Source organism: Stenotrophomonas sp. B1-1, assembly GCF_010894375.1.
GTDB lineage: Bacteria > Pseudomonadota > Gammaproteobacteria > Xanthomonadales > Xanthomonadaceae > Stenotrophomonas.
Map to the genome: position 1 here is coordinate 98,797 of NZ_JAAIUZ010000029.1, position 23,982 is coordinate 122,778.

General features: G+C 66.5%; 26 protein-coding genes, 1 tRNA gene and 1 pseudogene. 16 read left to right on the forward strand and 12 right to left on the reverse strand.

What is annotated here, in order from left to right:
- Positions 1 to 62: 62 nt before the first annotated feature.
- The 5 genes from rbfA (at position 63) to G4G00_RS19355 (ending at position 5,903) form a co-directional block, all read left to right on the forward strand.
- The gene (rbfA, locus tag G4G00_RS19335; protein WP_108750209.1) at positions 63 to 446 is read left to right on the forward strand and encodes a 30S ribosome-binding factor RbfA; all 384 of its coding nucleotides are present in this window, start codon (positions 63 to 65) and stop codon (positions 444 to 446) included.
- Between the two features lie 107 nt (positions 447 to 553).
- Complete coding sequence (gene truB / locus G4G00_RS19340) at positions 554 to 1,462, forward strand: tRNA pseudouridine(55) synthase TruB (protein WP_108753685.1); 909 nt, start codon at positions 554 to 556, stop codon at positions 1,460 to 1,462.
- 173 nt (positions 1,463 to 1,635) lie between these two features.
- Positions 1,636 to 1,896: a 30S ribosomal protein S15 gene (rpsO, locus tag G4G00_RS19345; protein ID WP_005410445.1), complete on the forward strand. Its 261-nt coding sequence runs from the start codon at positions 1,636 to 1,638 to the stop codon at positions 1,894 to 1,896.
- Positions 1,897 to 2,046: 150 nt separating this feature from the next.
- Positions 2,047 to 4,155 (forward strand): polyribonucleotide nucleotidyltransferase, encoded by a 2,109-nt coding sequence (pnp, locus tag G4G00_RS19350; RefSeq protein ID WP_108750207.1) that lies wholly within the window; start codon positions 2,047 to 2,049, stop codon positions 4,153 to 4,155.
- A gap of 179 nt (positions 4,156 to 4,334) precedes the next feature.
- Complete coding sequence (locus G4G00_RS19355; protein ID WP_164275872.1) at positions 4,335 to 5,903, forward strand: winged helix-turn-helix transcriptional regulator; 1,569 nt, start codon at positions 4,335 to 4,337, stop codon at positions 5,901 to 5,903.
- Here the strand turns inward: G4G00_RS19355 and G4G00_RS19360 are convergent.
- A complete protein-coding gene (locus G4G00_RS19360; protein WP_108753683.1) occupies positions 5,872 to 6,924 on the reverse strand; it encodes a serine hydrolase in 1,053 nt (350 codons plus the stop codon). The two genes, G4G00_RS19355 and G4G00_RS19360, sit on opposite strands and share 32 nt — an antisense overlap.
- Before the next feature lie 169 nt (positions 6,925 to 7,093).
- Positions 7,094 to 8,077 (reverse strand): outer membrane protein assembly factor BamD, encoded by a 984-nt coding sequence (locus tag G4G00_RS19365; protein ID WP_164275875.1) that lies wholly within the window; start codon positions 8,075 to 8,077, stop codon positions 7,094 to 7,096.
- A gap of 199 nt (positions 8,078 to 8,276) precedes the next feature.
- On the opposite strand from G4G00_RS19365, the gene G4G00_RS19370 reads away from it, so the two are divergent.
- Positions 8,277 to 9,467 carry a glycoside hydrolase family 18 protein gene (locus G4G00_RS19370; RefSeq protein WP_164275879.1) on the forward strand — a complete coding sequence of 397 codons (1,191 nt, stop codon included), beginning with the start codon at positions 8,277 to 8,279 and terminating at the stop codon, positions 9,465 to 9,467.
- A gap of 242 nt (positions 9,468 to 9,709) precedes the next feature.
- Positions 9,710 to 10,102 (forward strand): VOC family protein, encoded by a 393-nt coding sequence (locus G4G00_RS19375; protein WP_108753681.1) that lies wholly within the window; start codon positions 9,710 to 9,712, stop codon positions 10,100 to 10,102.
- 179 nt (positions 10,103 to 10,281) lie between these two features.
- Here the strand turns inward: G4G00_RS19375 and G4G00_RS19380 are convergent, their stop codons facing one another.
- From G4G00_RS19380 to G4G00_RS19390, 3 genes are read right to left on the reverse strand one after another with little or no spacing between them, the layout of a single operon-like run.
- The gene (locus G4G00_RS19380; protein ID WP_108753680.1) at positions 10,282 to 11,841 is read right to left on the reverse strand and encodes a PepSY-associated TM helix domain-containing protein; all 1,560 of its coding nucleotides are present in this window, start codon (positions 11,839 to 11,841) and stop codon (positions 10,282 to 10,284) included.
- A 10-nt stretch (positions 11,842 to 11,851) separates the two neighbouring features.
- Positions 11,852 to 12,115 carry a hypothetical protein gene (locus G4G00_RS19385; protein WP_108753679.1) on the reverse strand — a complete coding sequence of 88 codons (264 nt, stop codon included), beginning with the start codon at positions 12,113 to 12,115 and terminating at the stop codon, positions 11,852 to 11,854.
- Positions 12,115 to 12,411 carry a hypothetical protein gene (locus G4G00_RS19390; RefSeq protein WP_108750199.1) on the reverse strand — a complete coding sequence of 99 codons (297 nt, stop codon included), beginning with the start codon at positions 12,409 to 12,411 and terminating at the stop codon, positions 12,115 to 12,117. Before G4G00_RS19390 ends, G4G00_RS19385 begins: the two co-directional genes overlap by 1 nt.
- A gap of 423 nt (positions 12,412 to 12,834) precedes the next feature.
- On the opposite strand from G4G00_RS19390, the gene thrS reads away from it, so the two are divergent.
- The 9 genes from thrS to G4G00_RS19435 all read left to right on the forward strand — a co-directional run bounded on the left by thrS (position 12,835) and on the right by G4G00_RS19435 (position 20,633).
- Positions 12,835 to 14,736 carry a threonine--tRNA ligase gene (thrS, locus tag G4G00_RS19395; protein WP_108750198.1) on the forward strand — a complete coding sequence of 634 codons (1,902 nt, stop codon included), beginning with the start codon at positions 12,835 to 12,837 and terminating at the stop codon, positions 14,734 to 14,736.
- Between the two features lie 48 nt (positions 14,737 to 14,784).
- Complete coding sequence (gene infC, locus G4G00_RS19400; protein ID WP_108750197.1) at positions 14,785 to 15,327, forward strand: translation initiation factor IF-3; 543 nt, start codon at positions 14,785 to 14,787, stop codon at positions 15,325 to 15,327.
- Between the two features lie 254 nt (positions 15,328 to 15,581).
- On the forward strand, positions 15,582 to 15,779 hold the full coding sequence (rpmI, locus tag G4G00_RS19405) for a 50S ribosomal protein L35 (protein WP_002811096.1): 198 nt from the start codon (positions 15,582 to 15,584) through the stop codon (positions 15,777 to 15,779).
- Positions 15,780 to 15,790: 11 nt separating this feature from the next.
- Positions 15,791 to 16,150, forward strand: a complete 360-nt coding sequence (rplT, locus tag G4G00_RS19410; RefSeq protein WP_005410435.1) for a 50S ribosomal protein L20 — start codon at positions 15,791 to 15,793, stop codon at positions 16,148 to 16,150.
- 196 nt (positions 16,151 to 16,346) lie between these two features.
- Positions 16,347 to 17,342 (forward strand): phenylalanine--tRNA ligase subunit alpha, encoded by a 996-nt coding sequence (gene pheS, locus G4G00_RS19415; protein ID WP_108753678.1) that lies wholly within the window; start codon positions 16,347 to 16,349, stop codon positions 17,340 to 17,342.
- A gap of 100 nt (positions 17,343 to 17,442) precedes the next feature.
- Entirely contained in the window at positions 17,443 to 19,824 is a 2,382-nt protein-coding gene (gene pheT, locus G4G00_RS19420; protein ID WP_108754844.1) for a phenylalanine--tRNA ligase subunit beta, read from the forward strand.
- Between the two features lie 27 nt (positions 19,825 to 19,851).
- Complete coding sequence (locus tag G4G00_RS19425) at positions 19,852 to 20,151, forward strand: integration host factor subunit alpha (protein WP_108750195.1); 300 nt, start codon at positions 19,852 to 19,854, stop codon at positions 20,149 to 20,151.
- The gene (locus G4G00_RS19430) at positions 20,132 to 20,488 is read left to right on the forward strand and encodes a MerR family transcriptional regulator (RefSeq protein WP_005410431.1); all 357 of its coding nucleotides are present in this window, start codon (positions 20,132 to 20,134) and stop codon (positions 20,486 to 20,488) included. Before G4G00_RS19425 ends, G4G00_RS19430 begins: the two co-directional genes overlap by 20 nt.
- A 68-nt stretch (positions 20,489 to 20,556) precedes the next feature.
- A tRNA-Pro gene (locus G4G00_RS19435) sits at positions 20,557 to 20,633 on the forward strand.
- 82 nt (positions 20,634 to 20,715) lie between these two features.
- On the opposite strand, the gene G4G00_RS19440 is transcribed toward G4G00_RS19435, so the two are convergent.
- From G4G00_RS19440 to G4G00_RS19470, 7 genes and pseudogenes are all read right to left on the reverse strand, one after another.
- A complete protein-coding gene (locus G4G00_RS19440) occupies positions 20,716 to 21,813 on the reverse strand; it encodes a tyrosine-type recombinase/integrase (protein WP_205515583.1) in 1,098 nt (365 codons plus the stop codon).
- A 6-nt stretch (positions 21,814 to 21,819) separates the two neighbouring features.
- Entirely contained in the window at positions 21,820 to 22,020 is a 201-nt protein-coding gene (locus tag G4G00_RS19445) for a helix-turn-helix domain-containing protein (RefSeq protein ID WP_164275882.1), read from the reverse strand.
- Between the two features lie 88 nt (positions 22,021 to 22,108).
- Complete coding sequence (locus G4G00_RS19450) at positions 22,109 to 22,315, reverse strand: hypothetical protein (RefSeq protein WP_164275885.1); 207 nt, start codon at positions 22,313 to 22,315, stop codon at positions 22,109 to 22,111.
- Positions 22,315 to 22,599 (reverse strand): hypothetical protein, encoded by a 285-nt coding sequence (locus G4G00_RS19455; protein WP_164275888.1) that lies wholly within the window; start codon positions 22,597 to 22,599, stop codon positions 22,315 to 22,317. The genes G4G00_RS19450 and G4G00_RS19455 overlap by 1 nt, the downstream gene beginning before the upstream one ends.
- 165 nt (positions 22,600 to 22,764) lie before the next feature.
- A complete protein-coding gene (locus G4G00_RS19460) occupies positions 22,765 to 23,037 on the reverse strand; it encodes a hypothetical protein (protein ID WP_164275891.1) in 273 nt (90 codons plus the stop codon).
- The gene (locus G4G00_RS19465) at positions 23,030 to 23,515 is read right to left on the reverse strand and encodes a hypothetical protein (RefSeq protein ID WP_164275894.1); all 486 of its coding nucleotides are present in this window, start codon (positions 23,513 to 23,515) and stop codon (positions 23,030 to 23,032) included. Before G4G00_RS19465 ends, G4G00_RS19460 begins: the two co-directional genes overlap by 8 nt.
- Positions 23,512 to 23,982, reverse strand: a pseudogene (locus tag G4G00_RS19470) (bifunctional DNA primase/helicase); the annotation flags it as partial. The pseudogene G4G00_RS19470 and the gene G4G00_RS19465, both read right to left, overlap by 4 nt.

Consider the following 23,982-nt stretch of genomic DNA (forward strand, 5'->3'; position numbering starts at 1 on the left):
GTTACCATCCCTGGTAGGGCCCGACCTTGGTCGGGTCACATTCAAATCAAGAGCCTGACCGCGTGCCCAAAACCTTCCATCGAACCGACCGTGTCTCCGCCCAGCTGCGCCGTGAACTCGGCACCCTGGTGCACAACGCTGTGCGCGAGCACGGGTTGCCCTCGGTGAGCGTGTCCGACGTGGAAATCACCCGCGACATGGCCCATGCCAAGGTGTTCGTCACCGCGCTGATGCCGGAACGTTCGGCCGAAGCAGTGAAGGGCCTGCGCGAGCTGGGCTATCGCCTGCGCATGGACCTGGCCCGCGCCATGAAGCTGCGCCACGTGCCCGAACTGCATTTCCACTACGACGACTCGGTCGATCGTGGTGAGCACATCGACAACATCCTGCGCGACCTGCCCGATACGCTGGCCGCCGAGAAGCGTCGCAAGAGCGACGAAGAATAACCGCGCGACGCCGGGCATGCCCGGCGTTGTTGCATTCCAGCTGCGCGATGTCTGATGCAGACCGCGCTGCGGCAGTCGAGCATGGCTCGACTCTACGAAATGCTGTCATGACCCGAATTCAGTTCCGCCGCCTGGATGGCATCCTGCTGCTCGACAAGTCGACCGGCATGAGCTCCAACGCCGCCCTGCAGGTGGCGCGCCGCCTGTTCCGTGCCGAGAAGGGGGGCCACACCGGCAGCCTGGACCCGCTGGCCACCGGTTTGCTGCCGCTGTGCTTTGGCGAAGCGACCAAGATCGCCGGCCTGCTGCTGGGGTCTGCCAAGGCCTATGACGCCGAGATCGTGCTCGGCCAGACCACCGACACCGATGACGCCGAAGGCCAGGTGCTGCTGCAGCGCCCGGTGCCGGCCATCAGCGCCGACGCCCTGCAGGCCGCGCTGGCCCCGTTGACCGGCAGCATCCGCCAGCGCGCACCGATCTATTCGGCGCTGAAGCAGGGCGGCGAGCCGTTGTATGTGAAGGCCCGCCGCGGTGAAGCCATCGAGGCGCCGGAGCGCGAGGTCCAGGTGCACGCCATCGAGGTGCTGGAGCAGCAGGCCGAGCGCCTGCGCCTGCGCGTGACCTGCGGCTCGGGCACCTACATCCGCAGCCTGGCCCGTGACCTGGGCGAGGCATTGGGCTGCGGCGCGCATATCAGTGCGCTGCGCCGGCTCTGGGTCGAACCGTTCCGTGATCCGGTGATGGTGACCCTGGACCAGCTGCGCGCCATGGTCGAGGCCGGCGACGAGGCCGGCATGGAGGCGCTGCTGCTGCCGCTGGCGGCCGGCCTGGCCGAGTACCCCCGGGTCGAGCTGGATGCCGAACAGGCCCACCGCTTCTGTGTCGGGCAGCGCCAGCGCGATGCCGCCTGGCCCCCGGGCCTGGTGGCCGTATACGGGCCCGACGGCACCCCGCAGGGTCTGGGCCAGGTCGATGCCGGTGGCCTGCTGGCGCCGCAGCGCCGCTTCAACCTGTAACCGGTGCGGGGCGCATTCAGCCCCGGTCCTTGTTCCGCCGGGCCCCGACCGTTACAATTTCGCGGCCGTTTTCCGGCAGCCTGCTCCGGCAGGTTTCATCCTCGTAGTCCACGGCGAGCCTGGCGGTGCGCGAAGCGCGTTCCTGCCGGCCACGCATCACAGAGAAAAAAGAAATGTCGATCGACACCCAGAAGGTCATTGAAGACAACAAGCGCAGCTCGGCTGACACCGGCTCCCCGGAAGTGCAGGTCGCCCTGCTGACCGCCCGCATCGAGCTGCTGACCGGCCACTTCAAGACCCACAAGAAGGACCACCACAGCCGCCGCGGCCTGCTGCAGATGGTCAACCGCCGTCGCAGCCTGCTCGACTACCTGAAGAAGAAGGACGTCGAGCGTTACAAGGCCCTGATTGAAAAGCTTGGCCTGCGTCGCTAAGCAACGAATCCCCCGCGGCGCAGCGATGCGCCGCGGTTTTGTTTTGTAGCACCGCAATCCCCGATTCAGGCCGGAACGATCCGGCCACCCGCAGGCGGCAAGGGTCGCCGACGGTCCAATTCGCAGACAGCATCCCCAAGGACACCCTCCGTGGCAAAAATCACCAAAACCTTCCAGTACGGCAAGCACACCGTCACGCTTGAGACCGGCGAAGTCGCCCGCCAGGCAAGCGGCGCCGTCATCGTCAAGATGGACGACACCGTACTGCTGGTCACCGCCGTCGCCGCCAAGAGCGCGCGCGAAGGCCAGGACTTCTTCCCGCTGACCGTCGATTATCAGGAAAAGTTCTACGCCGGCGGCCGTATCCCGGGTGGTTTCTTCAAGCGTGAAGGCCGTGCGACCGAGAAGGAAACCCTGATCTCGCGCCTGATCGACCGTCCGATCCGCCCGCTTTTCCCGGAAGACTACAAGAACGAAGTGCAGATCATCGCCACGGTCATGTCGCTGAACCCGGACGTGGACGGCGACATCCCGGCCCTGATCGGCGCCTCGGCTGCCCTGGCCCTGGCCGGCACCCCGTTCATGGGTCCGATCGGCGCTGCCAAGGTCGGTTACAAGAACGGCGAGTACATCCTGAACCCGACCGTCAGCGAACTGGCTGACTCGCAGCTGGAACTGGTCGTCGCCGGTACCTCCAACGCCGTGCTGATGGTTGAATCCGAAGCCGCGCTGCTGTCCGAAGAAGTGATGCTGGGCGCCGTGACCTTCGGTCACCGCGAAATGCAGAAGGTCATCAACGCGATCAACGAGCTGACCGTCGAAGCCGGCACCAAGCCGTCGACCTGGGAAGCCCCGGCCAAGAACGACGTGCTGATCGGCGCCCTGAAGGAAGCCATCGGCCCGCGCCTGGGCGAAGCCTTCCAGGTGCGCGACAAGCTGCAGCGCCGCGACGCCATCTCGGCGATCAAGAAGGACGTGGTCGAAAGCCTGGCTGGCCGCGTGGCCGCCGAGGGCTGGAACCCGGCCGAGCTGTCGAAGGAATTCGGCGAGCTGGAATACCGCACCATGCGTGACTCGGTGCTGGACACCAAGGTCCGCATCGACGGCCGTGCGCTGGACACCGTCCGCCCGATCGCCGTGAAGACCGGCGTGCTGCCGCGTACCCACGGTTCCTCGCTGTTCACCCGCGGCGAAACCCAGGCCATCGTGACCATCACCCTGGGCACCGCCCGTGACGGCCAGGTCATCGACGCCGTTGCCGGTGAGTACAAGGAAAACTTCCTGTTCCACTACAACTTCCCTCCGTTCTCGGTGGGTGAGTGCGGCCGCATGATGGGCCCGAAGCGCCGCGAAATCGGCCACGGTCGCCTGGCCAAGCGCGGCGTGCTGGCTGTCATGCCGTCGCTGGAAGCCTTCCCGTACACCATCCGCGTCGTCTCGGAAATCACCGAGTCGAACGGTTCCTCGTCGATGGCCTCGGTCTGCGGCTCGTCGCTGGCCCTGATGGACGCCGGCGTGCCGGTGAAGGCCCCGGTGGCCGGTATCGCCATGGGCCTGGTCAAGGAAGGCGATCGCTTCGTCGTCCTGTCCGACATCCTGGGTGACGAAGATCACCTGGGTGACATGGACTTCAAGGTGGCCGGTACCGCTGAGGGCATCTCCGCCCTGCAGATGGACATCAAGATCGAAGGCATCACCGAAGAGATCATGAAGCAGGCTCTGCAGCAGGCCAAGGCTGGCCGTCTGCACATCCTGGGTGAAATGGCCCACGGCCTGACCGCTCCGCGCGAAGAGCTGTCGGACTACGCGCCGCGTCTGCTGACCATCAAGATCCACCCGGACAAGATCCGCGAAGTGATCGGCAAGGGTGGTTCGACCATCCAGGCCATCACCAAGGAAACCGGCACCCAGATCGACATCCAGGACGACGGCACCATCGTCATCGCCTCGGTCAATGCCATCGCTGCCCAGGCCGCCAAGGCCCGCATCGAGCAGATCACCTCGGACGTCGAGCCGGGCCGCATCTACGAAGGCAAGGTCGCCAAGATCATGGACTTCGGTGCGTTCGTCACCATCCTGCCGGGCAAGGACGGTCTGGTCCACGTGTCGCAGATCTCCAGCGACCGCGTCGAGAAGGTCGGCGACGTGCTGAAGGAAGGCGACGTGGTCAAGGTCAAGGTGCTGGAAGTCGACAAGCAGGGCCGTATCCGCCTGTCGATGAAGGCCGTGGAAGAAGGCGAAGGCGCCAGCGCCGAGTAATCGACCTCCGGTCGATGACGGTAGGTGTCAACCTTGGTTGACACCCCACCGCCGCCACCCGGGTAGGTGTCAATCTTGGTTGACACCCCACCGCTGGCATCGCAATCATGAAAAAGCGGGCTTCGGCCCGCTTTTTCTTTGCCTGCGCTCCGCCCCGGTCTTGCCGCTATGCTGCGCCCATGGACAGCCTGCGCCTGCTCGACCTGGAGATCGATCGCCCGTCGCAACGGGTCAGCCGCGACGGCGAGGTATTGCCCGTCAGCGGCCTGAGCTGGACCCTGTTGGACGTGCTGCTGGCCCACGGCACCGACGTCGTGGATTTCGACACCTTGGCCGCCCAGGTCTGGGCACCGGCCGTGGTGGGCGAAGACGCGATCAGCCAGCGGGTGAAGCTGCTCCGCCAGGCGCTCGGTGACGACGGCCGCAATCCCCGCTACATCCGCTCGGTGCGCGGGCGCGGCTACCAGCTGTGTGCACCGCCGCTGCCGGTCACTTCCCTCACGCCGCGCGCCCGCTGGCGCCGCTGGACCGCGCTGGTTACCTCGGCGGCCACGCTGCTGGCCGTCGCTTCAGGGCTGTTCTTCTGGTCACGGCCCGCGCCACCAGGCGCCGCGCAGTCGCTGCTGCAGCGTGCCGATTATTACGCCGGCATCGGCCAGGCCAGCAACAACGAACGGGCGATCAGCCTGTACCGGCAGGCCCTGCAGGCCGATCCGGAATCCGCGCCGGCCGGGCGCGGCCTGTCACGCGCTCTGTCCGCGCAGGGCTGCCTGTTCAATGGCAGTCCTGCGCAGATAAGGGAGGCGCTGGCATTGGCAGAGCAGGAGCGCCAGCGGGCGCCGCAAGAGGCCGCCACGCATGCGCTCTGGGGCTACGCGCAGGATTGCCTGGGTGACATGCGCCAGGCCATGGCCGGCTACCGCCACGCCATCGAACTGGACCCTGGCGACGAACGCAGCCGTGCGTCGCTGGCCTACCTGCAGCAGGAGCGCGGCGAGCTGGCCACCGCGCTGCGCCAGAACCTGTCGTTGAAGGCGCCCGAACGCGTGCGCTTCCGTGACGTACAGGTCGCGCGCGAACTGGAACTGCTCGGCTTCACCCAGGCGGCGGGGCAGCGTCACGCGCGCAACTTCCAGCTGTACCCGGACAATGTCTTTTCGAACATCGCCTGGCCGCGCAGCCTGTACCTGGCCGGCGCACCGCAGCAGGCGCGGCAGGCGCTGGACGAAGCCCTGGCACGTGGCACGCCGCACCCGCAGCTGCGCCGCCTGCAGGGGGAACTGGCCCTGTTGGCCGGTGACCCGGCAGCAGCGGCCCAGGCCTTCGAACTGGGCCGGCAACTGCGGCCGCAGCAGTCGCTCGGCCAGACCCTGGCGGCCCTGCATGGCGCGCAACCGGCGCAGGCGGCGTGGATCAGCCAGCGCCTGCAGCAGCTGGGTGACCAGGCAGGGGCAGGGGATGGCTGGCCCGATGCCGCCATCGAGCGGGCGTTGCTGCTGCAGGCCCTGGGCCAGACCGACCACGCCGTGGCGGCACTACAGCGGGCCGTCGACGACGGTTTCCGCGACGTGGCCTGGCTGCGTACCACGCCGCTGTTCGTGCCCCTGCGCGGCGCACCCGGTTGGCCGGCGCTGCTGCAGCGCCTGGATACCGACATCGCCCGCCAGCGCGCGCAGGTACTGGCCGCCGCCTGGCGGCCAGATGACCTGGCCAGCCTCAGTGCAGCGCCGGCAGCAGGAACTCGGTAAGGATGCGCCGCGATTGCGGGTGGGCGAAGCTGCGGTTGAACGCTTGGGTAGTGACTACCGCCACCGCGCGTTGTTCGGGCAGCACGAACACGTAGTTGCCGCCGTTGCCGGACATCGCCCACACCGTGCGCGGTGCACCCTGCGCGTCCAGTTTCAGGCCCCACCACTGGTAGCCGTAGTCGCTGCCATCGGAGGTGGTCGCCTGCGCCTGCACCATCGCCTCGATGTAGTCCTGTGGTACCAGCTGCTGGCCCTGCCAACGGCCCCGGTCCAGCACCAGCTGCCCAAGCCGGGCCAGATCGCGGCTGCGGTAGCGGGTCCCGCCGCCGCCCATGCCGATGCCTTCCGGCGAACGGTTCCAGTGGCGCTCGGTGATCCCCAGCGGGCGCTCGAGCGCGGTGGCGGCGAATTCGGCCAACGGCTGCCCGGTGGCCCGTTCGAGCACCGCGCCCAGCACGAAGGAATTGGCGGTGCAGTAGGCGAACGCGCGGCCATGCGGGCTGTCTTGGGGGCGCTGCATCCACGGCGCGAAGCCCTTCACCGGCAGGCCCAGGGCAAAGTCCAGCCAGCGTTCGCCCACGTACATGCGCTCCTCGTTGCCGGCCGAGAACGGATTCTCGTCGTCGCATTCCCACAGGCTGCTCATGGTCAGCAGGTCCTGCACGGTGGTGGCGCGCAGGCGGGGGTCAACGCTGTGGCTGGCGGTGTAGGCCGGGAAGTAGTCGTACACGCGGGCCTGCACGCCCGGAAGCCGGTGCTGGCCGATGGCCGCGCCGACCAGCAGTGCGGTCACGCTCTTGCTGGCCGAACGCACGTCATGCAGGGTCTGCGCGTCGGCACCGTTGAAGTAGCCCTCGTAGACCACCTTGCCATCGACCTGCAGCAGCACGCTGCGCACCTGCTTGAGCTCATCGCGGGCGATGGCCTGTTCCAGCGCCTTCAGGCGCGCCGTATCCAAGGGGGCTGCGGTGCAGGGCAGGGTGGTGCACAGCAGCAGGATGAGAAGGGTGATCGTGCGCATCGGCAAGGCTCCGCTGAAGGGAGCCCTGATTCGGCCAGAGCGCCGTCTGAAGTGCTGGAAATCCGCCTGAAGAATTCTGAAAGCCTGATGTGGCGGGCCTCTGCAGGTAGCGTCGAGCTTGCTCGACTGCTCTTGAGATTGCGCCAACAGTAGTCGAGCAAGCTCGACGCTACGCGTCCTCGCCCAGCCACCAGACCTGGCCCGGCGCGGGATCACTCAGCGGATGCTCGCGCTGTTCGATGACCTCCAGCACGCGCCCCGGCCCCGCCGCTGTCCACGTTGCCAGCAGCTTCTCCACCGCAGCCCGGCCCTGGGCGGCGATGCCCAGATCGCGCTCGCGCTTCCAGCTGCCGTCATCATCTGGCGTGGCCTCGTTGTCGTGCTGGTGCGGGGTGCCGTAACTGCAGCGGCGGCACAACCGGCGGATGTTGGCAGTCCAGTCCTCGACCATGCCGATGCCAGGCAGGGTCATCGCCTCCAGGGCGGCGACGTCATCGGCTGAATCGCAGTGCACGAACACGGTGAAGGTCGCCATGTCCGACCGCTGCAGGCGCTGCATGGCGTTGAACACCGGCACGTCCTGTCCGCCGTAGGTGCGATGGCCGGTCGATGCGCCGTCATGCAGCACGATGTCGCCGAAGCGGAAGCCGCTTTCGGGCAGTGGAACGTTGTCGATGCGTGCCCGCACCGGATCGATGCGCGTCATGTACACCACTTCGGCGTCCGACCAGGGCGCCAGGCGTACGCAGGCCACGCCGAAGTTGCCTTCGATCGGGCCTTCGCCTTCCGGCAGGGTGATGCCACAGCGGTTCCACTGCCGGCGTGCCTCGGCCCAGTCGCCGGCGCCGGTCGCGGCAATAGCGGCATTCCATGCAGTGGCTTCGTCAAACGCATCGCGCCGTTGTTCCGACTGCAGGTTGTCGCGCAGCGACGCGTGCCAGTCACGCAGGTATTTGTGGGCCAATCCGCGCATGTAGTGCAGATGGGGAATCTCGGGCGTCTGTTCGACGAGTTCGCCGAACAGGCTGGCTGCATCGCGCAGGTCGCCGTCGTCGAACGCTGCATAGGCACGCGCTTCCAGTGCCTGCAGCTTCTCCAGGGTTTCGTCGTCAAGCAGTTCGCCGTCCGTGGGGTGGTCTGCGGTCATGTCCATGCGCCGTTGAAATTCCAGCGCCACCATAGCGCAGACGGGTCGCATGCTGTCCTGCAGTGACCGGTTTTCTGCGCGGGCCGGCCCCGCCTCTGGCTGCTCGCGGCAACCCGCGCATGTCCAGCGGACGACATCAGCGGACATCCGCGCCGCAGCGCCAAGCGTTTGCTAACGTGGCTGCGTCATTGATCTGGAAGATCCCATGTTCCGCCAGTCCGTCGCCGTCCTTGCCGTGCTGATTGCCGGCGCACTGCCCACGGTTGCACGGGCCGCACCGGCACAGCCGCCCATTCTCGGTGCGTACTATCCCGGAGGCTCGGCCGAGCGCTACCCGGTGTCGCGCATTCCGGCCGAGCGCCTGACCCACCTGTTCTACGCGTTCGCCACCATCGAGGACGGGCGCTGCACGGTCGGCGCGGAAGCGCCGCAGAACTTCGCCGCGCTGGCCGAGCTGAAAAAAGCCCATCCGCACCTGCGCACGCTGATCTCGATCGGCGGCTGGGGTGCAGGCGGGTTCTCCGACGCGGCGCTGACCGCGGCCAGCCGCAAGCGCCTGGTCGATTCATGCATGGCGCTGTTCTTCGAACGCCATGCAGGCAGCTTCGATGGCGTGGACATCGACTGGGAATTCCCGGTCAGCGGTGGACCGAAGGAGCTGGCCCATCGCCCGCAGGATCGCGCCAATCTGACCCTGCTGGCGCAGGCCTTCCGCGTGGCGCTGGATGCGCGCGGCCGCAAGGCAGGGCAGCCGATGCTGCTGACCGCGGCGCTGGCCGCCGGTCGCCTGCAGACCGATGGGCCCTACGACCCGGCGGCGAGCTATGACCTGCCGGCGTTGGCCGCGGTGTTCGATTTCATCAACCTGATGAGCTATGACATGGGCACGGGCTTCTCGGCGGTGTCCACCTTCAATGCGCCGTTGCATGAAGTGCCGGCCGACCCGCTGGCACCGGAACTGCGGCGCTGGAACAACGTGGCCGGCGCGGTGCAGTACTACCGCGAACACGGCGTGCCGGCGCACAAGCTGGTGCTGGGCGTGCCGTTCTATGGGCGCGGCTTCAAGGTCACCGGCGATGCCGCCGACGGTCTGTACCAGGCCTACAGCGCACCGGTCGATGCCGGCGACTGGCGGGTGATCAAGGCGCGTTATCTGGACCAGCCCGGGTGGGCGAAGCACTGGCAGCCGCAGGCACAGAGCCCCTGGTTGTACAACGCCGAACAGAAGGTGTTCATCAGCTACGAAGACCCGCGTTCGATCGGCCTGCGCGCGCAGTTCGCGCGTGCGCAGGGCCTGGCCGGCGTGTTCATGTGGGAGCTGACCGGCGACGACGAACAGGCCAGCCTGCTCAATGCCATGCTGGCGCCGTGGCAGAAGGCCCGCGTCGGCGATTGAGCCCGCGCTTGTGGTGATCGCGCTCTCGGACCCGGCGTGCCGTCTGATGCTTCTGGGCTACGAACGCGCCTTTGTAGAGTCGAGCTTGCTCGACTGCTCTTGGCGCGGAGCAACAGCAGTCGAGCAAGCTCGACTCTACCGGGGCGAGCCGTAGCGCGCCGGGCCATGCCCGGCGGAATGGCGCAAGGCCAGCGGCCCAACCGCGCACATCGGGCCTGCGGCCGTCGCGCTAAGCTGCGGGCATGATCATCATCGACCGCCTCGACCATCTGGTCATTACCGTTGCCGATATCGAGCGCAGCTGCGATTTCTACCAGCGCGTGCTGGGCATGGACGTCGTGCGCTTCGGTGCCGGCCGCACCGCGCTGCAGTTCGGCCAGCAGAAGATCAATCTGCACCCTGCCAGTGCGCCACTGCAGCCACATGCCGCACACCCCATGCCGGGCAGTGCCGACCTCTGCCTGGTCACGCGTGCGGCAACGGCCGATGTACTGGCCCACCTGCAATCACAGGCCGTTGTCGTGGAGGAGGGGCCGGTTGCACGGACCGGCGCGCTGGGGCCGATCGAGTCGGTGTACTTCCGCGATCCGGACGGCAACCTGATCGAAGTCAGTCGTTATCCCGACGCCGGATGACCGGTAGCGCCGGGCCGCGCCCTCGGACCCGATATGCCGTGTAATGCGTGTGGGCCACAAACCCGCCGTTGTAGAGTCGAGCCATGCTCGACTGCCTTTCGCGCGGAGCAACAGCAGTCGAGCAAGCTCGACGCTACCGGGGCGAGGCATAGCGCGCCGGGCCATGCCCGACGGTTCCATCAATTCGCCCAGACGCTGTTGGGGTCGCCGCTGCGGGCGCGGCGTTGGCTGGCCACTGCCAACCGCGCAAAGCCGGCGGCCATGGCCAGGGCCACCACGTCGATCCAGAACAGCGGCCAGTGCCCACGCCCGGCGGCCAACCACAGCCAATCGCCGTTGAGCGCGCCATGCGCCACCGGTACCAGCGCGGTGCTGATCGCCGCGGCCCACAGCAGTTCACGCGCGGCCTGGGCCGGGCGACGCAGTGCCGCCCACAGTGCGCACGCCGCCCACGTGCCGAAGCAGGCCCAGCGGATACCGTGGTCCACGCTGGCCGGGGCCACCCGTTCCAGCACCAGCGCGGTGATGAAGGCGACCGAGATCGCCACGCACAGGCCGATGCACACGCCCACCGTCGCCCGCGCCATGTTCACCCCCGAACGCGGCTGCTCGACCTGGCGCCGCTTGCGCCGCGATTCGATCCACAGCAGGTTGCCCGAATAGAACAGGAAGGCGCCGCCCAGCCCCAGCAGGAAGTACAGCCAGACCACCACGCCATTGCCGAACTCGCCGAAGTGCAGGGCATAGGCCGCGCTCAGCGTGGCGTGGTTGGCATCGCGACGCCCGGGCAACTGGGTGGCCAGGACCTCGCCGCTGGCCACGTCCAGCGCGACCGAACCCAATGGGCCCAGCGTGCCGCTGGATTCGCCGGTGATCTCGATGGTGGCCCGGCTGTCGCCACCGTTGGCCAGCTTCAGGTATGCCGGTTCGAAATCGGTCACGCCCTGCGCGCGCGCGGCTTCCACGGCGCGCGCATGCAGCAGGCGCAGGCTGCCCGGTTCGGCCGGCACGCCGCTGGCCTCGCGCACTGGTGCGGTATCCATGGCCGCAGGCACGGCCTGCAGCGCCTTGCCGTCGTAGATCAGCGGATTGAGCAGGGCAATCTGGATGAACACCAGGCACAGCAGGGCGCCGGTCACCGCGAACATCAGATGGAAGGGCAGGCTGAGCACGCCGATCACGTTGTGCGCGTCCTGCCACATCTGCTTCAGGTTGCGGCCCGGCCGCAACGCGAACAGATCGCCCAGCAGCTTGGGCAGGTGGATGACCAGCCCGCTGAGCAGGGCCATGCCGTACAGCAGGCTGACGAAGCCCATCACGTACAGGCCGGCCACCGGCAGGCCCAGGCTGTAATGCAGCTCGTTCACCAGCTCGGCCAGGCCGGTCTGCGGCGGCGTGGCGCTGCCGCCGGTATGGCCCGGCCAGGCGTAGCGCCAGCTGCCATCGCCGGCCTGCCAGTAGGCCAGCGGCCGCGGGTGGTCGTCACCGGGGAAGGTCATGCCGACATGGCGCCGGGCCTCGGCGTGCTGGGCCAGCACGTCATCGAGCAGGTACTGCGCATCGTCCAGCCCGGCCGGCAGGGCCGAGGCGGCGCCCGGTGTCTGCCACAGCGGCAGATCGTGGTGGAACAGGGTCAGCGCGCCAGCGTAGAAGGCCACGAACAGGCCGAAGCCGGCCACCAGGCCGACCCAGGTATGCAGCGTGGTGAAGGTGCGCAGGGTCTGCGAACTGAATTTCATGCGGAAAGTCTCACTGCACCGCGCCGGTCAGACGCAGCAGCCACAGGGCAAGGAAGCCGGCGGCGGCGCACGCCGACAGGACCAGCCAGGCGCGGGTGGGCGAGCGGAAGCTGAAGGCCCACAACGCCGCCAGCATCCACAGGGGCACGAAGGCGATCAGGCCCGGAACCAGCGCGCTGGTCCACGGCCCGGGTGGCAGCCAGGTCAACAGGCCGGTGGCCGCGGCGGCCAGCAGGAATCCGGCCAGCAGGCCGGCGAAGGCGCGCATCCACATCAGCGCGGCTCCACGCCGGGCCGGTGCCAGGCGGCCAGCGCCGGCAGCAGCAGGGCGGTCAGCATCCACGCGCACAGCATTACCACCAGTCCGGTGGCGAAGCCCAGTTCGGCCATCCACAGCCACAGCGCGGCAGCGGCCGCCACCAGGCCGATCTGCCGGCCCAGGCGCCCGGCGCGGCGCAGGCGCGGCCAGCGGCAGTGCGGCGAGGCGGCATAGAAGGCCACGGCAGAGAACATCGACGCCAGCAGGCCGAGGCTGCAGAAGCCCAGGCTGGACAGAGCCACGGTAATCATCGGCGGTTCCCGTGCTGGCGCAGGACCGACAGCTGCGGGACACAGGCGGGGCCGGCGGCGGCCGGTCGAGGCGGGTGGCGCATCACGGGATCCTGGGCAAGCGGGGCGGGCGGGCATCGGCTGCGCCGACCGCACATGGTAATCATTGCTATTTCACCCCGCCAGCAGGTCCCATTCAGTCCTGCGCGCAGGCGCTTGGGCTTTGTCGTGCGCTGGTTTAAGATCAGTGCCTGACTCTCTGGAACAAGGTGGCCCGCGCCCGTGCGCCGGCCGAGCGTGCGACATGAGCACTACCACCGCCCATCGCTGATCTGCCCCCGAAGGCCCTGTTCCAGGCGCCCTCGTGGCGCTTTTTTATTGCCCGGGTGTCCGCCCGGGACTGCATTCCAGCCCGCAGCGCGGGCCCCGCACGAAGCCCTATCGATGATCAACATCACCCTTCCCGACGGCAGCCGCCGCGAATTCGAAAACCCCGTCAGCGTCATGGACGTCGCCCAGTCGATTGGCGCCGGCCTGGCCAAGGCCACCATCGCCGGTTCGGTCGATGGCGTGCTGGTCGATGCCAGCGACGTGATCGCCAAGGACGCCAGCCTGCGCATCATCACCGCCAAGGACGAGGAGGGCGTGGAAATCATCCGCCACTCCTGCGCCCACCTGGTTGGCCACGCGGTCAAGCAGCTGTACCCGGACGTGAAGATGGTGATCGGCCCGGTCATTGCCGAAGGCTTCTACTACGACATCTATTCCGAGCGCCCGTTCACGCCGGAAGACATGGCCGCCATCGAAAAGCGCATGGGTGAACTGATCGCCCAGGATTACGACGTCATCAAGAAGATGACCCCGCGCGCGGAAGTGATCGAGATCTTCAAGGCGCGTGGCGAGGACTACAAGCTGCGCCTGATCGAGGACATGTCCGACGACATCCAGGCCATGGGCATGTACTACCACCAGGAATACGTGGACATGTGCCGCGGTCCGCACGTGCCGAACACGCGGTTCCTGAAGGCCTTCAAGCTGACCCGCATTTCCGGCGCGTACTGGCGCGGCGATGCGCAGAACGAACAGCTGCAGCGCATCTACGGCACCGCCTGGGCCGACAAGAAGCAGCTCGAGGCCTACATCAAGCGCATCGAAGAAGCCGAAATGCGCGACCACCGCCGCATCGGCAAGCAGCAGGATCTGTTCCACCTGCAGGAAGAAGCGCCGGGCCTGGTGTTCTGGCACCCCAAGGGCTGGGCACTGTGGCAGGTGGTCGAGCAGTACATGCGCAAGGTCTACCGCAGCAGCGGCTACGGCGAAGTGCGCTGCCCGCAGATCCTGGACGTGAGCCTGTGGAAGAAGTCCGGCCACTGGGACAACTACCAGGACAACATGTTCTTCACCGAATCTGAGAAGCGCACCTACGCGGTCAAGCCGATGAACTGCCCGGGCCACGTGCAGGTGTTCAACCAGGGCCTGCACAGCTACCGCGACCTGCCGATCCGTTACGGTGAATTCGGTTCCTGCCACCGCAACGAGCCGTCCGGCGCGCTGCACGGCATCCTGCGCGTGCGTGGTTTCACCCAGGACGACGGCCATGTGTTCTGCACCGAAAGCCAGATCGAATCGGAAGTGACCGCGTTCCACCAGCAGGCGCTGGCGGTGTACCAGCACTTCGGCTTCGACGAGATCCAGATCAAGATCGCGCTGCGTCCGGAATCGCGCCTGGGCGACGACGCCACCTGGGACAAGGCCGAAGGCGCGCTGCGCTCGGCGCTGTCCAGCTGTGGCGTGGAATGGCAGGAGCTGCCGGGCGAGGGCGCCTTCTACGGCCCGAAGATCGAGTACCACCTGAAGGACGCCATCGGCCGCACCTGGCAGCTGGGCACCATGCAGGTCGATTTCATGATGCCCGGCCGCCTGGGCGCCGAGTACGTGGACGAGAACAGCCAGAAGAAGCACCCGGTCATGCTGCACCGGGCCATCGTCGGTTCGATGGAGCGCTTCCTGGGCATCCTGATCGAGCACCACGCCGGCCAGTTCCCGGCCTGGCTGGCGCCGACCCAGGTAGTGGTGGCCAATATCACCGATGCCCAAGCTGAATACGTCACGGGCGTGACCCAAACCCTTGCGGAGCAAGGCTTCCGCGTCAGCTCGGATTTGCGTAACGAGAAGATCGGCTATAAAATCCGCGAGCATACGTTGCAGCGCGTGCCTTACCTGCTGGTCATCGGTGACCGCGAGAAGGAAAATGGGGCTGTGGCGGTGCGTACGCGTTCTGGCGAAGACCTGGGCAGCATGAGTCTGCAGGCCTTCATCGAACGGCTGCAGGCCGAGGGCGCGTAAGCAAAGGTCCGGTCCGGGGGCATAGGCACCCGGGCCGGTTCGATACCCTTGGGAGAACGTAATATCAGCACCCCTGACAACAAACAGAACCGCAGGAATCAGGAAATCCGTGTGCCGCGCGTCCGCGTGATCGGCAGTGACGGAGAAATGATCGGCGTGTTGTCGCGCGACGAAGCGCTGTCCATGGCCGAAGATGAAGGCCTGGACCTGGTCGAAATCCAGCCGCAGGCCGATCCGCCGGTCTGCAAGATCATGGACTTCGGCAAGTTCAAGTTCGAAGCGCAGAAGAAGGCCAGCGAGGCCAAGAAGAAGACCAAGCAGGTCGAGATCAAGGAAGTGAAGTTCCGTCCGGTCACGGACGAGGGCGACTACCAGATCAAGCTGCGCAAGATGCGTGGTTTCCTTGAAGACGGTGACAAGATCAAGGTCAACATCCGTTTCCGTGGCCGTGAAATGAGCCACCAGGAACTGGGTCGTGAAATGGCCAACCGCATCGAGGCCGATCTGGGCGAGGACATCGTCATCGAAAGCCGTCCGCGTCTGGAAGGGCGCCAGATGGTGATGATGATCGCGCCGAAGAAGAAGACCTGAGGCCTGGCAGGCCGCCCTTCGGGGCGCCTGGCTGAATGGTTCAGGGTGAAGGGGCGCCATGGGCGCCCCTTTGCTTTTGCGGCAATGTACGGAAACGGTTGAAAGGGCTGGTGGCGGGGCGGATTTGCCTGTATCATGCCCGGCTCGACCCACCCAGGACGGGTCGTACGCCGATCATGGCAGGACGGAAAGAGTGGCAATGGCCACCGCCAGATCAGTCAGAAACCAGGGTCACCCCCATCAAGGACATTGCAATGCCCAAGATCAAGACCAACCGGGCAGCGGCCAAGCGTTTCCGCAAGACCGCCTCGGGCAAGTACAAGTGCGGCCACGCCAACCGTAGCCACATCCTCACGAAGAAAGCGACCAAGCGTAAGCGTAACCTGCGTCAGACGAACCACGTCCGTGCAGAAGACGCCGGCCGTCTGGATCGTATGCTCCCTTACCTCTGAGGAACTGAAAAATGGCACGAGTTAAGCGTGGCGTACAGGCGCGTCGCCGCCACAAGAAAATTCTGGATCTGGCCAAGGGCTATTACAACGCCCGTCGCAAGGTCTTCCGCGTTGCCAAGCAGGCCGTCATCAAGGCACAGCAGTACGCCTACATCGGCCGTAAGCAGAAGAAGCGCAACTTCCGTTCGCTGTGGATCACCCGTATCAATGCGGCTGCCCGCATCAACGGCCTGAGCTACAGCCGCTTCATGAACGGCCTGCTGAAGGCCGGCATCACCCTGGACCGCAAGGTCCTGGCTGACATCGCCGTGCACGACGCAGCCGGTTTTGCTGCGCTGGCCGAAAAGGCCAAGGGCGCACTGGCGGCATAAGTCCTTCCCGATGCCGTTTCCGTTCACGGTGAACGGTGTCAGGTAGAGGCAATGCATGGGGAAGGGCGCAAGTCCTTCCCCATTCTTTTTTGGGTTCCGGCAATGCCGCAGGCGCGCGTTGCGGGGACCGGCGGTGGCGACAGGGGTCGGCCCTTCGCGCATCGCGATGGCAGACCGACTGGAGTTCCGGCCCCCCATGAGCGACATCCAATCCCTCACCACCCAGGCGCTGGCCGACGTGGCCGCCGCACAGAGCCCCGACGTGCTGGAACAGCTGCGCGTGGCCCTGCTCGGCAAGAGCGGCAGCATCACCGCGCAGCTGAAGCAGCTGGGCACCCTGCCGGCCGACGAGCGCAAGGCCGCCGGTGAAGCCATCAACCAGGCCCGTGACGCGCTGTCCAGCGCGCTGGGCGAGCGCAAGGCCGTGCTGGAAAACGCCGCACTGGATGCGCGCCTGGCCGCCGAAGCCATCGACATCACCCTGCCGGGCCGCAACGGCGACCGTGCCGGCCTGCACCCGATCACCCGCACCTTGGAACGCATCACCGGCATTTTCGGCCGGCTGGGCTACGAGCTGTCCGAAGGGCCGGAAATCGAGGACGATTGGCACAACTTCGAAGCGCTGAACTTCCCGCCGCACCATCCGGCGCGCGCCATGCACGACACCTTCTACTTCGGTGATGGCCGCCTGCTGCGCACGCATACCTCCGGTGTGCAGGTGCGCTACATGGGCCAGCACCAGCCGCCGCTGCGCATGATCGCCGCCGGCAAGGTGTACCGCAGCGACAGCGACCAGACCCATTCGCCGATGTTCCACCAGGTGGAAGGCCTGCTGGTGGACGAGCATTCGAACTTCGCCGACCTGAAGGGCACCCTGGCCGAGTTCGTGCGCGCGTTCTTCGAGCGCGATTTCGAAATGCGCTTCCGCCCCAGCTACTTCCCGTTCGTGGAACCGGGCGCGGAAGTGGACATCGCCTGGCAGCAGCCCGACGGCAGCACCCGCTGGCTGGAAGTGCTGGGCTGCGGCATGGTGCACCCGAACGTGCTGCGCAACGTCGGCATCGATCCGGAACGCTACACCGGCTTCGCCTTCGGCCTGGGCGTGGAGCGCTTTGCGATGCTGCGCTATGGCGTGAACGATCTGCGCGCGTTCTTCGAAAACGACGTGCGGTTCCTGAAACAGTTCGCGTAAGCGCCGACCCGTAGAGTCGAGCTTGCTCGACTGTTCCTGAATCGACTGCTCCTAAATTCGCAGGCCCAGGCGCATGCGCCGGGCCCACCAGGGTGACACCATGAAATTCTCCGAAAACTGGCTGCGCAGCCACGTCCCGACCTCCGCCTCGCGCGATGAACTGAGCGCGGTGCTGACCGCCATCGGTCTGGAAGTGGAAGAGGTGAACGCGCTCGGCAACGGCCTGCAGCACGTGGTCGTGGCACGCATCGTCGAGGCCGTGCGCCATCCCGAAGCCGATCGCCTGCAGGTGTGCAAGGTCGATGCGGGGCAGGGCGAGCTGCTGCAGATCGTCTGCGGTGCGCCCAACGCGCGCCCGGGCCTGGTCGCGCCGTTGGCCATGGTCGGCGCGCAGATCGGTGACCTGAAGATCAAGCCGGCCAAGCTGCGCGGCGTGGAATCCAACGGCATGCTGTGCTCGGCCAAGGAACTGGGCCTGGACAACGATGCCTCGGGCCTGCTGGAACTGCCCGATGACGCGCCGATCGGCCAGGCCCTGGTCGAGTACCTGGGTCTGCCCGACGCCAGCATCGAGATCAAGCTGACCCCCAACCGCGCCGACTGCTTCAGCGTGCGCGGCATCGCCTACGACGTGGCCGCCGCCACCCGCAGCGAAGTGCTGGCGTTCGCCGCCGAGGCGATTGCCCCGGTTGGCAGCCGCGAACTTGCCATCACCCTTGATGCCGGCGCCGAAGCGCCGCGCTACCTGGGCCGCGTGATCGAAGGCGTGAATGCCGCCGCCAAGACCCCGCTGTGGATGGCCGAGCGCCTGCGCCGCAGCGGCGTGCGCCCGGTGTCGCTGCTGGTCGACATCACCCAGTACGTGATGCTGGAACTGGGCCAGCCGATGCACGCCTACGACCTGGGCACCCTGCAGGGCAGCATCGGCGTGCGCCGTTCGCGCGCCAATGAAACCATCAAGCTGCTCGACGGCCGCGACGCGGTGCTGGACGACAGCTTCCTGGTGGTGACCGATGCCGACCGCGCGGTCGGCCTGGCCGGGCTGATGGGCGGCTTCGACACCCGCGTGACCGACGACACCACGGCCGTGTTCCTGGAGGCCGCGCACTTCGCCCCGGCCGCCATCATGGGCCGCGGCCGCAAGCTGGGCCTGCACACCGATGCCGGCCACCGTTTCGAACGCGGCGTGGACCCGGCACTGCCGCGCACCGCCATCGAGTACGCCACCCGTCTGGTGCTGGATCTGGCCGGCGGTACCCCGGCACCGGTCACCGAGGCGGTCAATCAGGCGGACCTGCCGCAGGCGGCAACGATCACCCTGCGCCGCGCGCGCATTACCCGCGTGCTGGGCATCACCATTGAAGACGCCGAAGTCGAGCGCATCCTGCGCGCGCTGGGCATGGGCGTGACCGCGGCCGGCGACGGCTGGCAGGTGACCGCGCCGAGCCGCCGCTTCGACATCGCCATCGAAGAAGACCTGATCGAGGAACTGGCCCGTATCCACGGTTACGAGCAGATTCCGACCACCCTGCCGGGCGGTGCGGCACGCGTGGCGATGCCGACCGAGACCCAGCTGGACGTGCTGAGCGTGCGCCGCCAGCTGATCGCCCGCGACCTGCAGGAAACCCTGAATTTCGCCTTCGTCGACGATGCCCTGCTGACCCAGTGGCAGCTGCGCGACCACCTGGTGCCGCTGGCCAATCCGCTGTCGGCCGAGCTGGCGGTGATGCGCCCGGCGCTGCTGCCGGGCCTGGTCGCCACCCTGGGCCGCAATGCTGCCCGTCAGCTGGCGCGCGTGCGCCTGTTCGAGGTCGGCCGGGTGTTCGCCCAGCAGGACGGCGAAGGCCGGCCGGCACCGCTGGAAACCCCGCGCGTGGCCGGCGCCGTGTGCGGCGATGCGCAGGCCGTGCAGTGGGGCCTGCCGACCCGCAAGGTCGACTTCCATGATCTGAAGGGCGACCTGGAATCGCTGGCGGCCGCCAGCGGCGCGGTGCTCGAATTCCGCCCGTCGCAGCGCCCGTTCGGCCATCCGGCCCGTTCGGCCGAGATCCATCGCGACGGCGTGGCGATCGGCTGGATCGGCCAGATCCACCCGCGCCTGGCCAAGGCCATGGACATCGAAGTGGATGTCTATGCGTTCGAGCTGGACCTGGAGCCGCTCAGTGTCCGTGCACTGCCGCGTGCCGGCGAGCTGTCGCGCTTCCCGGCAGTGCGTCGCGACCTGGCGTTCCTGGTGCCTGAACAGGTGGCCTGGAGCGACCTGGCCGCCACCATCCGCCAGGCCGCCGGGCCGCTGCTGCGCGAGCTGAACCTGTTCGACCGTTACGTCGGGCAGGGGGTCGAGCCGGGGTTCAAGAGTCTCGCTATGGGCTTGATTTTGCAGGACAAGTCGCGCACTCTGACGGACCGCGACGTGGAAGCGGTGGTGGCCGAGGCGGTCACTGCCATCGAGCGTGAACATCACGCCCGGATCCGCGGCTGAGCGGGCAGCACTCGGGGGTAGCAGGCAATGGCATTGACCAAGGCGGAGATGGCGGAAAAGCTGTTCGACGAAGTCGGTCTGAACAAGCGGGAAGCCAAGGAATTCGTCGACGCGTTTTTCGATGTGCTGCGTGAAGCATTGGAACAGGGACGTCAGGTGAAGCTGTCGGGCTTCGGTAATTTCGATCTGCGGCGCAAGAGCCAGCGCCCAGGTCGCAACCCCAAGACCGGCGAGGAAATTCCCATTTCCGCCCGTACGGTGGTCACCTTCCGTCCGGGCCAGAAGCTCAAGGAGAGGGTGGAAGCTTATGCTGGATCCGGGCAGTAACCGCGAACTTCCGCCGATCCCGGCCAAGCGCTACTTCACCATTGGTGAAGTAAGCGAGCTGTGCGACGTCAAGCCGCACGTGCTGCGCTACTGGGAAACCGAATTTCCCAGCCTTGAGCCGGCCAAGCGCCGTGGCAACCGCCGCTACTACCAGCGCCATGACGTGCTGATGGTGCGGCAGATCCGCAGCCTGCTGTACGAACAGGGCTACACCATCGGCGGCGCGCGCCTGCGCCTGGACGGTCCGGATGCGCGCGAGGAATCGGCGCTGAGCAACCAGATCATCAAGCAGGTGCGGATGGAACTGGAAGAAGTGCTGCAACTGCTGCGACGCTGAACCTTTTTTCCAAGTAATCCGCTATACTTCACGGCCCGCCACACAGGCGGGCACATTGCAGCATCAGTCGGGGCGTAGCGCAGCCTGGTAGCGCATCTGCCTGGGGGGCAGAGGGTCGTCGGTTCGAATCCGGCCGTCCCGACCAAAAATGCTTATAAAACAAGGGCTTGCGCCGTACGGCGCAAGCCCTTTTAGTTTGTGTCCACTATTTGTCCACTACTTCACCACTATCGAGGCAGGCCGATCCCCGTCACAACCGGTTGCCAAGGCGCCTCGTGACCGCCCAAATAGTGCTCCGTCATCGACGCGTTCCCGTGCCCCATCAGCGCTTGAATCTGCTCTGTGGTCCACCCCGCATCGCGCAAGAGCGCGCCGCCTAGACTGCGTATCTCGTGAAAGGTGGGCGGCGCGTCACCATCTACACCGGCAGCATCGCGCGCCTTTGCGAACGCACGCGACAGCTGCTCGGGCAACACCTGCGTGTGGTGCGCTCGGTCCTTGGCGCGCTTGTCGCTGGGCCTGGCCTTCTCCGGCAGCCGGTGGATCACGAACGGCGAAACTACGTCGTCGCGGCATCGGGCCAGCAGGTCGAGCAGCGGTCCGGTTACGGCGATCTGGAGTCGAACGTTCGTCGAGCTCTCGGTTTTCGAAGGCACCACCCACAGGTGGCCATCGCGCACGTCGGCGAATTTCACCGTCACCACGTCTTCGCGGCGCAGCAACGTCACCAACGACAGGTCCATGGCGTTGCGCAGCCAGGGCGATGCTTGGTCCCATATGGCCCGGTACATGTCGAGGGTCAGGCGCACGCGCTTCCGCTCGTGCTGGAACCGGCGCGTGGCGAGGGCTGGGTTGGTGTCGATCCAGCCTTCTTCCACGGCGCAGGCCAGAATCCAGCCCAGCACCAGCCGGAACTGCTGGCGCGCGCGGTCGGACTCGGTGACCTCGCGGATGAAGGTGGCGCACACCTTCACCGTCACGTCAGCTACCGGCTTCGACCCCAGGCCAGCTTCGATGCGTCGGATCACGCTTTCATAAACCTCGGCAGTCTTCGGCGCCCACTTCCTGCCGGGCACGTCATCCCGACGGAACACGGTGATCGCATCGGCAACCGTCTCGCCCGGCGCCAGTACCTTGGAGACCAGGTTGTTGCTGGGCATTAGTAGGGCATTGAGTTTTTTTGCGGCCGCGAATGCCTTGGCCTTGTCCTTGCCCATCGAATGCTCTTTTCGGGATAGCGGGTGCCGGTACTTGAAACCGTCCCGATGAGCATAGAGATTTTGCGGCCAGTCGCGACGGCCGGGTTTGCGCACACGTCCCATCATGGCCAACTACGCCATATCTGCCAGCACACGCGCCACCAGCTCATCTCCTCCAGCCAGCCAAGCGTGCTCGTCGACGTACCAGGTACCGCCGACCTTTCGGCCAGGGATCTTGCCCTCGCGCAGCCAGCGCTGCAGCTTCTGGGTATCGGGGCGGCTCTCTGCATCGAAGTAGCGTTCGAGCCATGCCCTTGTCGTCATGAATTTCATCTGGTCATCTCCAGTTCCTGCGCGCTAGTTTTGTGGGGCGCGCAATTGGATCAGTTGTTAGCTATAGAAGTCGAACATCTTGAACATGTCAGTCGCAGCCATTGGGCACTTCCGGCCGGGGCTCAAAGTGAACCGCCCCCTGCTTTTTCATCTTGCCCATGCAAAGTCTGAAGTCCGGTTCGCTGACCTGATGGAAGCCGGTCCATTCGCCGTTGCGCCAAGTATTGACGGCGATATTGACGTGGACTTCCAGCACCTCGCCGTTTGGTAGGGTGTACTTTCCTTCGATGTCCATCACAGAACCTCCGGGCGAGCGGCGAGCATGGCAGCCCAAACTTTCGGCATTTCGTACCGGATCAGCCATACGTTGGCTCTCTCGCCAGCAATCTGCATCGCCGCAGTCGGCTCCGCCGGCACCAGCACGTAGCCCTCGGGCGGCGTAGAGGCTGCCTGCCACGCGGCCCACGCGCCGGCGGTTAACGCGCTCCTGTAGCCTTTCGTGTGTTTCAGCCTGTGCAAGTCAAGCCCGCGAGCCTTTGCCCACGATTCAAACCGATTACGCTTCTCAAGGGCGTCCATCAATCTTTCCCCCGACGACGAACGGCCATGGCCGCATGTCGGCGCAGCTGCAAGGGGACTTGGCCCACGGCCAGGGCCCCGTGCTGGGGGCGGTGCGGAAGGGTCAGCCACAGGTGGTACAGAGCGGCACCGCCGGCGGCCGGGGCCAGGAGCAGCACGATCAGCTCAACCATGGCGCACCTCCGGACGACGGGCGCCGATCGCGGCCAGCGCCTGGTCAATGTGCAGCAGGTCGGTGCCGAGCAGTCGTGCCGCCCGCTGGCCATAGTCCTGGCAGTCGGACAGGTAGAGGTGGCCGGTACGCTGCAGGCGGTCGCCCATGAACTGGACGTCGGCCAGGTCGCGGACGTGGCGCAGGCCCAGGCGGGCGGCAATGGCCTGGCCATGCAGAGTCTTGCCGGAGCCATGCGGGCCGTATAGAACGCGGGACTTAGCCATGGGCCACCTCCTGGGCGGCCTGGGCCAGAGCGGCGGTGCTGGCTGTAGCGTTGGGGAGCATGTTGGCCACGGCCAGCGGCAGACCCAGGCTATCGAGCCAGTCAGCGAGCTCGCGACTGAGCCCGTCGGCTTCAGCCTCCCATACCACCGGTCCGCCGGCGTGCAGCCAGGTAGTGCGGGTGCGGCGGTTCCAGCGCTGCTCGATCTTGACTGTGCGGCCCATAGTCAGCACCGCCACCACAACGATCGAATCGGCCTGGATCTGGAACTCGACCCGGGCTTGGCATCGCTGGGCCACCGGGCCGGCTGTGCTAGGCTGCGCGCCGTGGCCGGTGCCGGGCTTCGACGTAGATGCCATAGCGGACGAGAAAAACGGTTTGCTCTGTTGTTGCATCGTGACTACCCCGAGTTGCGTTGAGGAATGGCCTTGGGCTGGTGCTGGAACACCATCCGCCGGCCCGTTGTTGCGCTTGTTCATTTCTTGAATACCCAGCACCGCACGGCTGTTCCGCTTCCGGCGCTGTTGGCCCTGATGGCACTGTTTACCGCTTGGTTTTCGGCGATCAGCTTGTAGCGACGCGAATCGCGCAAGTGCGGCCGCAGCAGCTTCAAATCCGGCACGGGCTGGTTGTGGTTGGCCGCCTTGGCGATGAAGTCGTTGAGGTTGATGGCAATGCGCTGCGGGTCGCGCGAGTGATTGACGTAGGCGCGCTCTCCGTTGCCGATGCTCTCCAGGTACTCATAGGTCTCCCAGAACTCATTAACCATCGGGTGGTCAGCACTGATCGCGCTCTGCCGCTCAATGGCCATCTCGGTCAGGGCCTGCCGGGTCTGATCCACCATGTGCTGGGGGATGTCGATCACCAGGCGCAGGCCATCGAGCAGGGCCAGCATCTGGGCATGGTTCTTGATCAGGCGCTCATTGCGCAGATCCGGGTTCTGCCG